This is a genomic window from Janthinobacterium sp. SUN118, from assembly GCF_030397695.1.
GTDB lineage: Bacteria > Pseudomonadota > Gammaproteobacteria > Burkholderiales > Burkholderiaceae_D > Janthinobacterium.
This window is the reverse complement of the sequence record NZ_JAPUBV010000007.1, coordinates 1-13,681: the sequence shown is the minus strand read 5'-3', so window position 1 is coordinate 13,681 and position 13,681 is coordinate 1. Positions and strand designations below refer to the sequence as shown.

At 61.6% G+C, this 13,681-nt stretch carries 9 protein-coding genes; 4 read left to right on the top strand and 5 right to left on the bottom strand.

Annotated elements, in window-relative coordinates:
- The first annotated feature begins 55 nt into the window (after positions 1-55).
- Together O0880_RS26990 and O0880_RS26985 are read left to right on the top strand one after the other, a co-directional pair.
- Entirely contained in the window at positions 56-724 is a 669-nt protein-coding gene (locus O0880_RS26990) for an SDR family oxidoreductase (RefSeq protein WP_289889527.1), read from the top strand.
- Between the two features lie 38 nt (positions 725-762).
- On the top strand, positions 763-1,890 hold the full coding sequence (locus tag O0880_RS26985) for an acyl-CoA dehydrogenase family protein (protein ID WP_289889526.1): 1,128 nt from the start codon (positions 763-765) through the stop codon (positions 1,888-1,890).
- 477 nt (positions 1,891-2,367) lie between these two features.
- Here O0880_RS26985 and O0880_RS26980 read toward each other — a convergent pair whose 3' ends face one another.
- The 4 genes from O0880_RS26980 to O0880_RS26965 all read right to left on the bottom strand — a co-directional run bounded on the left by O0880_RS26980 (position 2,368) and on the right by O0880_RS26965 (position 9,322).
- Complete coding sequence (locus O0880_RS26980; RefSeq protein WP_289889525.1) at positions 2,368-3,288, bottom strand: YihY/virulence factor BrkB family protein; 921 nt, start codon at positions 3,286-3,288, stop codon at positions 2,368-2,370.
- 73 nt (positions 3,289-3,361) lie between these two features.
- On the bottom strand, positions 3,362-4,441 hold the full coding sequence (locus O0880_RS26975; RefSeq protein ID WP_289889524.1) for an LD-carboxypeptidase: 1,080 nt from the start codon (positions 4,439-4,441) through the stop codon (positions 3,362-3,364).
- Positions 4,442-4,529: 88 nt separating this feature from the next.
- Complete coding sequence (locus tag O0880_RS26970; protein ID WP_289889523.1) at positions 4,530-7,283, bottom strand: TonB-dependent receptor; 2,754 nt, start codon at positions 7,281-7,283, stop codon at positions 4,530-4,532.
- A gap of 218 nt (positions 7,284-7,501) precedes the next feature.
- A complete protein-coding gene (locus O0880_RS26965) occupies positions 7,502-9,322 on the bottom strand; it encodes an ABC transporter substrate-binding protein (RefSeq protein ID WP_289889522.1) in 1,821 nt (606 codons plus the stop codon).
- A gap of 216 nt (positions 9,323-9,538) precedes the next feature.
- Here O0880_RS26965 and O0880_RS26960 point away from each other — a divergent pair, with 216 nt between their 5' ends.
- Complete coding sequence (locus tag O0880_RS26960) at positions 9,539-10,777, top strand: nucleoside recognition domain-containing protein (protein ID WP_034753725.1); 1,239 nt, start codon at positions 9,539-9,541, stop codon at positions 10,775-10,777.
- A gap of 8 nt (positions 10,778-10,785) precedes the next feature.
- Positions 10,786-12,288, top strand: coding sequence for a D-alanyl-D-alanine carboxypeptidase/D-alanyl-D-alanine-endopeptidase (gene dacB, locus O0880_RS26955; RefSeq protein ID WP_289889521.1), 1,503 nt, complete (start codon positions 10,786-10,788; stop codon positions 12,286-12,288).
- 11 nt (positions 12,289-12,299) lie between these two features.
- On the opposite strand, the gene O0880_RS26950 is transcribed toward dacB, so the two are convergent.
- A complete protein-coding gene (locus O0880_RS26950; RefSeq protein WP_289889520.1) occupies positions 12,300-13,172 on the bottom strand; it encodes a type II CAAX endopeptidase family protein in 873 nt (290 codons plus the stop codon).
- Positions 13,173-13,681 lie beyond the last annotated feature (509 nt).

Genomic DNA, 13,681 nt, shown 5'->3' with positions numbered 1-13,681 from the left:
GCGCGCACTGCGGTTCACGGTGCGCGCCTTTCATTTTATTTTCAGGGAGAAAAATATGCCTACCGCATTGATCATCGGCGCCTCGCGCGGCATCGGCCACGAAATGGTCCGTCAATACCGTCACGATGGCTGGCGTGTCATCGCCACCGCCCGCACACCCGACGCTTGCGAGGCTCTCCGGCAACTGGGCGCCGAAGCGCACCAGCTCGACGTGACGGATGTGGAAGGCTGTGCCGGCCTGGGCTGGAAACTCGACGATGAAAAGCTCGACGTGGCCATCCTCAATGCGGGCGTGTATGGCCCGCGCCACGACGGTTTTCCCGCGCAGGAAGATTTCGATACGGTCATGCACACGAACGTGCTGGCCGCCATGCGGCTGCTGCCCATCCTGGCGCCGCTGGTGGCCAATGCCCAAGGCAAGCTGGCCGTGCTGTCCTCGCACATGGGTTCCCTGAGCGAACGCGGCAATCCCAGCGGTTCGCTGTACCGCGCCAGCAAGGCGGCCCTCAATTCCGTGCTGATCGACACGGCCCTCGTGCATGGCCCGCAAGGCGTCAGCTGCGTGGCCTTCCATCCGGGCTGGGTGCGCACGGACATGGGCGGCGCCGGCGCCGACCTTTCGCCGGAAGAAAGCGCTGCCGGCATCCGCGCCACCCTGGCCAGCCTGCCGGCCACGGACAAGGCCGTGTTCCGCAATTACGATGGCAAGCCCATAGCCTGGTAATTCCACCACACCTATAAAAACAAACGAGACGACGTCCCATGATACTCAATGAAGAACAATCGATGATCCAGGAAGCGCTGCGCAGTTTTTCGCGCGAGCGCCTGGCGCCCAACGCGGCCCGCTGGGACAAGGAACATCATTTCCCGAAGGAAGAATTGCAGGAACTGGCCGCGCTGGGCGCCTTTGGCGTAGCCGTGCCGGAAGCGCTCGGTGGCGCCGGCCTCGACTACGTGTCGCTGGCCCTGGTGCTGGAAGAAATCGCCGCCGGCGATGGCGGTACGTCGACGATCATCTCCGTCAACAATTGCCCCGTCTGCAGCATCGCCATGATGTACGCCAACGATGCGCAACAGGAACAATGGCTGCGCCCGCTGGCGCAAGGCACCATGCTCGGGGCGTTTTGCCTGACGGAACCGCACACGGGCAGCGACGCCTCGGCCCTGCGCACGACGGCCACGCGCGACGGCAATGAATACGTACTCAACGGCACGAAACAGTTCATTACCAGCGGAAAATATGCGGACGTGGCCATCGTCATGGCCGTCACCGACAAGGCGGCCGGCAAGCGCGGCATCAGCGCCTTCTGGGTGCCGACGAACACGCCGGGCTACATCGTGGCGGGGCTGGAACAGAAGATGGGCCAGCATTCGTCGGACACGGCGCAAATCCTGTTCGACAACTGCCGCATCCCGGCGGAAAACCTGATCGGCGAAGAAGGACAAGGCTACAAGATCGCCCTGTCCGGCCTCGAAGGCGGACGCATCGGCATCGCTTCGCAAGCCGTGGGCATGGCGCGCGCCGCGTACGAAGCGGCACTAAGCTATGCGCGCGAACGGGAAAGTTTCGGCAAACCCATCTATGAACACCAGGCCGTGCAATTCCGCCTGGCCGACATGGCCACGCAGATCGAAGCGGCGCGGCAACTCATACGCCACGCGGCGGCCATGAAGGATGCGGGCTTGCCGTGCCTGAAGGAAGCGGCCATGGCCAAGCTGTTTGCCTCGGAAATGGCGGAAAAAGTGTGTTCGGACGCCATCCAGGTGCACGGCGGCTACGGTTATGTGTCCGACTTCCCCGTCGAGCGCATCTACCGCGACGTGCGCGTGTGCCAGATTTACGAGGGCACCAGCGATATCCAGAAGATACTCATCGCCAGAGCTTTATAAGCAAGGAAAGAAGGCGCGTGAAGCGGTAAAAGTCTCGGCGCCTTGAGCAACCGTAGCGAGCAAGCTCGATATCGGCTTGAGTAACGCAGCCGTACTGAAGTACGGCGAGTAACGCCGAGTCGAGAGCGGGCTGCGCAGTGGGTTGCTCAACGCGCCAGCCACAGACGAAAAAAAGCCCGCTAAAACGCGGGCTTGTTCCAATGTATTACCAATGCTTTAATCGTGTCATGGACGCCAGTGCTATCTGCAAAGTGCCTCCTGATTTTCGGACTCCCATGCTATCTGCATGGTGACTCCAAGGTGTAGCGACCATCGTATCCGGAATTACAAAATCCATTTCTTCACACTGTCACGCCATCGACATTACACCTGTCGGTCGCCGCGCTGAAACTGGATGGTGAGATAATTTGTTGCCAAACCTCAATCACTGAACGTAGTATAACACAGCTTTTTGTGCACTGCAATAATCTTTTTAAATCAAGTCCTTAGCGCCAGCGGCTTATCCTCTTGCCCGCCACGGGCCACCCTTTCGTATTCGGAGATGACCTGTGCTCCCAGCAGCAACAGGGTGGCGCCGATTTCCAGGCTGAACATGACGACGATGGCCGTCGTCATCGAGCCATACACGACGTTGACCTGCGACAGGGTGGAAAAATACCAGACCAGCACGTGGCGGGCGATTTCCCACAGCAGGGCCGCCGTCACGCCGCCGATCAGCGCGTGCGTGATCGACAGCCGGCCGACGGGCATGACGAGGTAAATCGAGCTGAGCACGAGAATTTCGCCCGCCAGCCCCAGCAGATACAGCAGCACGCCGGAGACCCCTTCCAGCCCCCAGTCGTGGCGCAAAAAGCGCACGCTTTCCTCGCCCATCACCTGCAGGCTGCCGGCCACCAGGGTGATCAGCAGGATGCCCACGCCCAGGCACAGGATGTAGCAGTAGGGGAGCACCGCGGAAATGAGGAAATGGCGGCGGCGGATGGCCACGCGGTGAATGAAGATCACGCTCATGGCGTTTTCCAGCACGGTAAACGCCAGCGAGCTGAAAAACAGCATGGTCAGCAGCAGCAGCCAGCCGATCACGCCCCGGTTGTTGAGGAAATGCGCGACCTCGGCCACGATGGCCTTCGATTGCCCTGGCACCAGCCATTCCAGGTAGTGGCCGATGGTGCGCAACAGCTCGTCTTGCGCGATCACGTGCGACAGGGCCACCACCACCAGCATCAGCAGGGGCACGATGGACAGCAGCGAGTAATACGCGACGGCGCCCGCCAGCAGCAAGCCCTGGTTGGCGCGGAAAGCCTTCAGCACCTGCAGCACGAAGGCCAGCGGATGGCTGAAGATATAGGCGCTGGCGCGGCGGTTGATCATGGGCAAACCGTTCAAGGATGCCGGCATGGCTGAATGCCTTGCCGCACATGCCTCTAGCATACTGACAATCCTCGCACTGCGCCGTGCGCGAACGAACAGACTAGCTTACGGCCGCTTCCAGCAAGGTCAAGGTTTGCCTGTCCGCATCGAGCGTGGCCAATATGCCCATCGGTATCGTGAACTGGTGGCGGATATGCCCGAACGAGTAGCCGCTGACGGCCGGCACGGCCAGGGGCTGCAGATGCTGATCCAGCGTGGCGTCGAGCGTCAGCGACGTGTCGCCCTCGGCCGCCTCGCAATGCTCGAAGATGCCCAGCATCAAGGCCGCCGCCTTGGCAAAACCGACGGACAGGTCGAGCTGGCACAGCATGCGGTCGATGCGGTAAGGCACCTCGTTGATTTCTTCGAGGAACAAGATGTGCTCGCGGAAATCGGCCGCATACGGCGTGCCGGCCAGCGCGCTGACCATGCACAGGTTGCCGCCCGTCAGGCGTCCCGTGGCCTGGCCACCATGCACGGTGCGGATGGCGAAGTTCGGCTCCGTCTGCGCGCGGCGGTGGTTCTCCAGCGCCATCGGGATCGTGTAGCTGTCGTGCGGCGTCATCAGCACGTTTTGCAGCTGCGTCACCGTGTAGTCGGAAAACGTCGACGAGGCCACGGGGCCGTGGAAAGTCACCAAGCCCGTCTGGCGGCCGATGGCCAGGTGCAGGGCCGTGATGTCGGAGTAGCCGATCAGCACTTTCGGGTTGCGGCGGATCAAGGCGTAGTCGAGCAGCGCCAGCAGCGAAATGCAGCCGGAACCGCCGCGGATGGCCCAGATGGCCTTGACTTCGGGGTCGGCGAAGGCCGCATGCAGGTCGTCGAGGCGCTGTTGCACCGTGCCCGCATAGTTGCCGTGCACGGCGAGAATGTTGGCGCCCAGGGTGGCACGCAAGCCCAGCGCTTCGATATTGCGCACGGCCTTGGCGATGGCCTCGTCATCGGTAAAGCCGCCCGGCGCGAGGATGGCGACCAGGTCGCCCTGGCGCAGGCGCGCCGGCTTGATCAATGGATGTTGCTGTTGCATGCGGGTTTCCTTCCCTTGTGCGGCCGCCGCCAACGCCGGTGCGCCTGCCGCCCCCAGGGTGGCGGCCAGCAAGCCGCCGAAGCGGCGCCGGCTGAAATTGGTCTGACTGGACATGCGGCCCTTTCCTGGAATAAAAACGGCGGCGCCAGGCGCCGCCGCACGAGAGTAGCACGCCAGCGGGGTCGCCGCCGGCATGGCCGCCTTACATGAACTTGTATTTCAGCTGGAAGGTGAAGGCGCGGCCGCGCGGGTCGGCCACGCGTGGATCCCAGCCGGCGCCCACCACTTCATCCACGTTGTGCGCGGTGAACGGCGGATCGCGGTCGAACAGGTTCTGGATGCCCAGGGTCAAGGTGGTGTTCTTGAAGCCCGTGTAGGTGCCCGACAGGTTATACGTGGTGTGGCTGGACACGTCGGACTTGAAGCCTGGCGGCGGCGTACCCTTGCCGCCATTCGGCAACTGGTCCTTGTAGCCGGAAGCAAAACTCTGGATCAGCAAGCCGCTCCAGTCGCCGCGCGAGACGCCAAAGCTGGCATTGTGTTTCCAGCGCAGGTACAGGTCGCGCGTGTAGAACTTGCCGACCAGCTCCTGGTATTCCTGGCCTTGATATTCCGCAAACTTGAAGCTGTCCATATACGTGCCATCCAGGGTGGCCGTCCATTTCGCATCCTTGATCTTGCCTTCGCCGCGCAAGGCCACGTCGAAACCACGCACGCGGCTGCCTGCGGCATTGATCCAGCCCGCCTGCACGTACTCGATGGTGCCGTCCGGATTGCGGATGATGTACTGGTTCAGCGCCTGGTAGTTGGCCAGCACGATTTGCGGCGTGCGGTTCAGGATGCGGTCCTTGGTATTGATGGCCCAGTAATCGACGGAGGCGGAATAGCCCTTGAACGGTTCGATGACAAAGCCGATGCTGCCCTGCTTCGACGTTTCCGGCTTCAAGTTCGTGTTGCCGCCCGTTTTGTAATCGAGGCGGTCGATGGCGCAATATTCAGGCACGCCAGGGTGCTTGGCGCAGCCTTCCTGATCCACCACGCCATTCGGCAATTCCTGGCTCAGCGACCCCGAGTACAGCTGCTGGAAGCTTGGCGCGAGGAAACCCTTGCTGGCCGAACCGCGGAACAGCACGAAATCGGCTGGCTGGTAGCGGAAGGCCACCTTCGGATTGGTCGTCGCGCCCACCAGGCTGTAATCGTCGCGGCGCACGGCCAGCTGCATTTCCAGATCCTTCATGATCGGCACCAGCAACTCGGCATACACGGCCTTGACGGTACGGCTGGCATCTTTCAGTGCAGCATTGCCTGGCGCCAGCAGAATCTGCGTGGCGTCGACGTCTTGCGCAAAGTTATAGCCCTCGCGGCGGAAATCAAAACCGGCCGCCATCGCCAGCGCGCCGGCCGGCAGCTGGAACAGCTCACCCGAGACGGAACCGTCGATCTGCGTCAGGGTCGTCTTGCCGTGCTGGAAGGCGCCACGGAACTTGGTCGATTCGATCAATTGCTTGGCCGCCTCCGTCTGGCTCTGACCGGCACCGACCCACGGATTGATGATGCCCGTCGCCAGCGCGGCGTACAGCTTGTCCGTGTAGGAATAGCCATCCGTCAGCTTGGTCTTGGTGGTGCTTTCGGCCCGCGAAATACCGGCCTTGTAATCCCACTTGCCGAAGTTGCCTTCGAAGCCCACCAGCACGCGGGCATTGTCGGTGGTGTTTTCCTGGGTGCGGTTGCCCACGTCATTCGCGCGCCATTTGTAGGAAATCGGCTTAGTCTTGTCGAACGAGGGGATATACGCCGACAAGTCCTGGTAATACGCGCCGCCGACCGGATACACGGCCTTGTTGGCGATGGTCGCCTGCACCTGCATCGGCGTCAAAATAGCCGTGGCCTTGGTGCGCGAACCGAGCACTTCGACAAACATGCGGTGGTCGGGCGCCAGCTGGAAGGTGCCGCGCGACAGCAGATTGGCCCGCTCGACGGGGAATTGCAGCACATAGTCGGCGCCATAATCGTACGCACACGAATACTTGGTGCGCAGCGGCGACGTCACGTCTTTCCACAGCTCCGTCTGGTATTCCGACATGCCGGCGATGCTGTCGCACTTGCCCTGGAAACTCAGCGGATTGGCTTGCAAATATTTGTTCGGATCGCCCGGCAGCTGGAACGACGTGCCCAGCGCCGTGCCGGCGCCCGTCAGCTGGTTGGCAAACGGCGTGCCCGTGGTATCGGGCGACAGGCCACGGCCAGGCTGGTAGCCGTTGACGAAGGAACGGTCACGGCCATTGAGCTGCTGCGCCTTGTCGACCGTCAAACTGGCCATGATGTTGTAGCGGTCTTCTTCCAGCGAGCCCATGCCGGCCAGGAGGGAGGCGCGGCGCGTGGCGCCGCCGCCTGCCTGCGTGTCGTTGGTGGAAACGGACGCTTCCACGCCGTTGTAATTGGTTTTCAGAATGAAATTGATCACGCCGCCGATGGCGTCCGTGCCGTAGATGGCCGAGGCGCCATCCTTGAGGATTTCCACGCGTGAAATCGCGCCCAGCGGGATCGAGTTCAAGTCGACCGACTTGCCGCTGGCGCCGTGCGTGGCGATGCGGCGGCCATTCAACAGCACCAGGGTGCTCGATGGGCCCAGGCCGCGCAGCGAGGCGAACGAGGCGCCGCCACTGACCCGGTCGGCATCGGCACCAAACACGTTATTGCCGGACGTCATGTTATCGGCGCCCGTGCCATTCGCCGACAGGGTGCGCACCAGTTGCTCGGCCGTCGTGATACCCTGCTTTTCGATCTGGTCAAACGTGATGACTTGCACCGGCAGCGCGCCTTCCTTGGCCACCCGCTTGATGCTGCTGCCCGTGACTTCGACCCGTTGCATCGCTGGCGGCGCCGCTTCCTGTGCCACTACCGGCCCCACCACCCCCATCAATGCCACCAATTGCGCTAGCTTCTTCAATTTCACGGGTCTCTCCTTTATTTGGGCAATCGAAACTTGAATTCTCAAGTCAGGCTGTTTTGTAAGGTCGCGGCGTCTGTCTCGCAGTACATTTTTTTATGGCGCCAGCGCATTACTTTATTTGTTTTCATTTTCAGAGTAGCGCGATGCATCCGCGGCCAGCCAATGAAAAATGCTTTCCTAACCATAACTTTTTGGAATGAATGCCCTTTTCAGCGACATGGTCACTTGCCTGCGGGGCTGCCCTTGGCTGTATCGACGTCCAGGTAGCGCCAGGACGTGAATTCCACAGGGTGGCGCCTGTAGTTTTTTAGCCACGGTTGCCGCAGGTCGGCAGAGATGGGATGTGTCAGCAACACCCATGGCGTATAGGCATGGATCAGCTGAAACAGGTCGAAGTACAGACTGCGTCGGCGCGGCGTATCGGATAGCAGGCGCGCCTCCTCATAGCGTTTATTGTAATCGGGCAAGTTGAAGCGGGCATAGTTGGCGCGACCACTGTTGGGACCGTACAACAATTGCATAAAGTTATCACCATCGGGAAAGTCGGCGATCCAGTTGGTCTCGAACATCTGCACCTTGCCCAGGCGCGACGCCTTGATGATTTCCGTCTTCTTGTCGCTTTTAAATTCCACGCGCACGCCGATGGCGTTCAGGTTGCGGCGCCACAATTCATCGCGCAAGCGCCCCACCGTGCTCGGCTCCGTATGCATGGTCAGGATCAGGGGCGTGCCGTCCGGCTGGGTGCGGAAGCCATCGGCCCCCACCTTGTAGCCGAAGCGGTCCAGCAAGGCGCGCGCCAGCACGGGGTCGTAGCCGACGGGGCTGCGGTAGCTCTTGTCGTAACCGAGCACGTTGGGCGGCAGCGGCGATTGCGCCGGCAAGGCCAGGCCCTTTTTCAGCAAGGCAATATCTTCGCGGCCGTTATAGCTGAGGGCGATGGCGCGGCGCAGGGCCAGCTTGTCCTTGGTCGTACCGCCCAGCACGGGGTCGTCCATATTCATCCACATGTAATACGTCTGCAGCACGGGGAAGCGCTCGAGCGCGATGCCTTTGGCGGCCAGTTCCGGCTTCAGCGCGCCATTGGCCAGCACCATGTCCGTCATCGACTCCGGTACTTGTTCCAGGTAATCGAATTCGCCTTTCAGGAAACCCAGCATGCGCGATTGATATTCCTCGACGATGCGCACCTCGATGCGCTCGACCAGCGGCAACTGCTTGCCTTCCAGCGACGTGGCGACGGCCCGTTCGGCGGCCGGCATGGCGGCCAGCGCGGCGGCGTCCGTATGGAACACGGTAGGACGGAAAGTAGGGTTGGCCTGCAGCACGATCTTGTCGCTGCGCTTCCACTGCTTGACCAGGAACGGTCCCGTGCCCACGGGATGGTTGCCGATCTGCCCCGGCGCCGGATACGCCTCGGCCACTTCGCGCGCCACCACGCCGGTAGCCGGCATGGCCAGGTAAAACAGGAAGTTCGGATCGACGGCGTTGAGGCGGATGCGCAGGGTGTATTTGTCGAGCGCCTGCAAGCCGGCGATCGGCGTGTCATAGCTGAACTTGGTTTTCAGGGCCGCATCGCCGACCAGCTTGTCTTCCAGCAAAAACAGCCACGGCGACTTCAGGCTGGGGTCATACAGCCGCGTCAGGCTGTACACATAATCCTGCGCCGTCACCTCGCGCGGCTGGCCCTTGAAGGCGGGGTCGGGCGTGAAATACACGCCGGGCTGGATCTGGAAAATGTACGTGCGGCCGCCATCCTCGACCTGCGGCAAGCCGCGCGCCGTATTGCCCTGCAGTTTCACAGGGCGCGCCAGGTAGTCGTAGCGCAACAGCGGATCGAAGATGTTTTCCAGCAAATTCAGGCTGGCCAGGTCCGAGGCCACGGCCGGATCCAGGCCCGTCTCGCTGGTGCTGAGGAACAGGTGCAAGGTCTTGCCCGCGCGGGCAGCCGTGGCGCCGGCATCGATGGCGGCATGGGCAGGCGCGGCAAATAGCGTCAACAGGGCCAGGCCGGCGGCGCAGGCGGTTTTGCGTAACAACATCATCAGTGATCCAGTGCAGACAAGGGTAAAGAACAGCGACAAGCGACAGGCATCCCCCACACTACGCGGGCAAGCTACGGGGCGCCAATGAAAACAGACTGCCAGCTTATAACTTTTTGGCATGCGATTGCTGCATTCTTTCATCAACTCGTATCGGGCTACCTCTATACTTTGCTTGCAGATATTTTTCACCTCCCCGACACACAGAACTGATCGCATATGGCACTTAATTACATCTGGTCCGGCTTTTTCCTCGTTGGCTTCCTGGCCGCAGTGCTGCAGTGGCTGTTTCTCGGCGATACCGATATCTTCAAGCGCATCATCGACGGCACGTTCGAGACGGCGCGCATGGGCGTGATGGATATCGCCCTGCCGCTGGCGGGCGTGATGACCTTATGGCTGGGCATCATGAACATCGGCGAGAAGGCCGGCATCGTCGGCTGGCTGGCGAAAGTGATCGCGCCCTTCTTTTCTCGGATCTTCCCGGAAATTCCCAAGGACCATCCGGCCACGGGCCACATGGTGATGAATTTCTCGGCCAACCTGCTGGGCCTGGACAATGCGGCCACGCCATTCGGCTTGAAGGCCATGGAAAGCCTGCAAACCTTGAATCCCAACAAGGAAGAGGCGACGAATGCGCAAATCATGTTTTTGGTGCTGCACACCTCGGGCCTGACCCTGATTCCGCTGGCCATCATGGCGCAGCGCTCTATCCTCGGCGCGGCCGACCCGTCCGACATCTTTATTCCCTGCATGATCGCCACCTATGTAGCCACCATGGTCGGCATCATCACCGTCTCCATCAAGCAGCGCATCAACTTGCTCAACCGGGTCGTGCTGGGCTGGATGGGCGGCATGACGAGCGCCATCGTCGCCATGATCTGGTACTTCACCCAGTACCTGACGAAACAGGAAATCGAACTGGTCTCCAAAGTGGTCAGCAACCTGGTGTTGATCAGCGTCATCGCCATTTTCATCATCGGCGCCCTGCGCAAGAAGGTGAACGTGTATGACGCCTTCATAGAAGGGGCGAAAGGCGGCATCCAGACGTCGATCACCGTGATTCCCTACCTGGTCGGCATGCTGGTGGCCATCAGCGTGATCCGCAACGCCGGCGTATTCAATTTCCTGATGAGCGGCATGAACTGGTTCTTCGCCAACCTGGGCATCAATACGGACTTCGTGCCCGCCCTGCCCACGGCCATGATGAAGCCGCTTAGCGGCTCCGGCTCGAAAGCCATGATGATCGACGCCATGAACACTTACGGCGTCGACTCCTTCGTCGGCCGCCTGGCTTGCGTCTTCCAGGGCTCGGCCGACACCACGTTCTATATCGTGGCCCTGTACTTCGGTTCGGTGGGCATCCGCAAGACGCGCTATGCCATCACGGCCGGCCTGATCGCCGACCTGGCCGGCGTGATCACCGCCGTCTTCGTCGCCTACGTCTTTTTCCACTAAGGAGAGCCATGTTCCGTCCCGTCATCATCGCCGCCCTGCTGGCCGGCCTCGGCCTGTCCAATGCGCAAGCGCAATTGCCCGAATCCGTCAGCCTGCTGCTGCGCAGCGCGAATATCCCGGAAGACGCCATGGGCGCCATCGTCTTGCGCGGCAACACCACCGTGCTGTCGCATGGGGCCGAGCGCAGCATGCAGCCGGCATCCACCATGAAGCTGGTGACGACGGCCGTGGGCCTGGAACAGCTGGGCCCCATCTTCCGCGGCCGTACGGAGCTGCGCACCAGCGCCGACGTCATCAATGGCGTGCTGAAGGGTGATCTCATCCTGCGCGGCGGCGCCGACACGGATTTCAATGCCGACGTGCTCGCGCACATGCTGCAAACCCTGCGCAACCAGGGCATCGTGAAAATCAAGGGCGATCTGATCCTCGACCGCCAGCTGTTCCAGCCGGCCCGGCCCGATATCGGCGCCGCGCCCTTCGACGAGTCGGCCGAGTTCCGCTACAACGTCATTCCCGATGCCTTATTGCTGAACACCAATCTGCTCGATATCGACATGAGTTCGACGGAGCGGCAATTGACCATCCTGATGCAGCCGCCCTTGGAAAACGTCAGCATCACGAGCGACATGAAACTGGTCAAGGGCAGTTGCGCCAGATGGGAAGACAGCTGGCGCCCGCCCGAATACCGGCGCGATGCCGGCGGCAAGCTGCAGGTGATACTGCACGGCACGTTCCCGCAAAATTGCAACAAGGGCACCAGCATCAATGTGCTCGACCGCAACGATTACGCGGACCGCTTGTTCCGTGCCACCTGGAAACGCCTGGGCGGCACCATCACGGGCGTTGTGCGCGAAGCGCCGTTTACGGGGCTGCCGCCGACGGCCGAACCGGTCGGCACGCGCATGCTGGCCGACCATGTGGCACGCGCCTTGCCGGAAGTACTGCGCGATATCAACAAAACCTCCGATAACACCCTGGCCCGCACCTTGTTCCTGAGCCTGGGCAGCCTGCAAAGCGATGGCTGGCTGGGCAGCCGCCCCGTCGCCATGACGGCGCCGGAAGACACGGCTGCCCGCGCGCGGCTAGTGATCCAGGAATGGTTCCAGCGGCACAATATCGAGACGCAAGGCATGCTGGTCGATAACGGTTCAGGCTTGTCGCGCACGGGCCGCATTGCGCCAGCGCAAATGGCCGGCGTGCTGCAAGCGATGCTGCAAAGCCCGTGGGCGCCCGAGTTCCAGTCCAGCCTGCCTATCGTCGCGCTCGATGGCACCATGCGCAAGCGCCTGCTGGGCAGTCCGGCCGCCGCGCGGGCCCGCATCAAGACGGGAACGTTGAAGAACGTAGTGGCCGTCGCCGGCTATGTGCCCGACGCCAACAACCAGCAGTGCGTGGTGGTCGCCATGATCAATAGCGACCTGGTGGGTAACGGCAACGGCCGCGCCGCTGTCGATGCCTTGATCGAGTGGGTGGCCAGGAGTGGCGCGACGCCGGTGGTTGCTGGCCAATAAGATCCGCGCACTTATTCCGGTGCCGCCGCCGGCCGTACCGCCTGCCCGCCGGCAAAGACCTGGCGCAGGCAGTACGCGGCGGCGGTGCTGATCAGCAAGACGGTCACCAGCGAACCTTCCACGCCGAAGGCGCCGCCAGTCAGCATGGCATTGCCTGCCAATTCGCCGCGCAGCAGGCCGCCGGTCTCCGCATGGCCGGACACGGTCGATGAAAACACCTGGCCAACGCAGTAATTCCAGCCGATATGCGTGCCGATGCAGATCCACAAGCGGCGCGTCCGCATATACAGCGCCGCCTGCAGCACCCCGTATGCGACCAGCCCGGCGATCGCCAGCACCGAAAAGCCGTCATTGGGCAAATGGGCCAGGCTGAACACCAGGGATGAAATCGCGATGGCAAGCTTGCTGCCCAGCGCACGTTCCGTCACGCCAAAGAGTACGCCGCGAAACATCATCTCCTCAGCCATCCCCACCAGCAGCAGTTCGGCCAGCGGGAACAACAGCAGCATGTTCAGAGGGTTGACGCCGCTGAAGCGATACACACCCAGCAGGGCCAGCACGGCAAAGGTCAGGGTGACCAGTGCGGCGCCCAGCAACAGACCGCAGCCCAGCTCACGCGCCATGCCAGGCAGCGCCAGTTCAGTGGGCTGGCGTTTCTCGATGCGGCAGACATGGAAACGGTAGCCGCACCATACCAGTACCGCCGCCAGCAGCTGCGGCCACACGATGCGATAGGACTTGTCCACCAGTTTGGAGGCCATGATCATGGTCAGCGGCACGGCGGCAAAAGTCAGCACCATGCCCAGCACGATCTGCACCAGGGGATAGGCCGTCAGGCGAGCCAGCGGGGATTTCTTGGTTGCCATGTTCAGTGTCGTTTCCATTGTCACTTTCCTCAGAGAGTATTCAGGGAGTTGCTTTTACCTGCTTGCTTGTGTCGCGCATGCGCCCGCCAAAGGAGCGCTGTTCAAAAACCGTGCTGAACGGCGGCAGCGAGCAATTCGGTCAGCTGCCGTCGTTGGGTGCCGCATCCTTGTTGCATGTAGCGATAGTAGCAGTATTTATATAAGTGCTTATGTAAATAATGGAAGCTGTTGCATTTCATGCACAACGTGCCAGGCAAGTGTCTGGATACGGCAGGGGAAGCGGTGAGAAAAGGATGGCCAATCAAGGCGACATCGGTGAATGGCAGCGCGCAGCGGTGCCTTTGAGGTTTGTGGTTCTACGATATGAAAGCGCCAGACGAAAAAAAACCCCACCGGAATCCGGTGGGGTTTTTCTCTACTGCGTATAACAAGCCTGACGATAACCTACTTTCACACTGGTTGCAGCACTATCATCGGCGCAAAGTTGTTTCACGGTCCTGTTCGGGATGGGAAGGGGTGGGACCAAC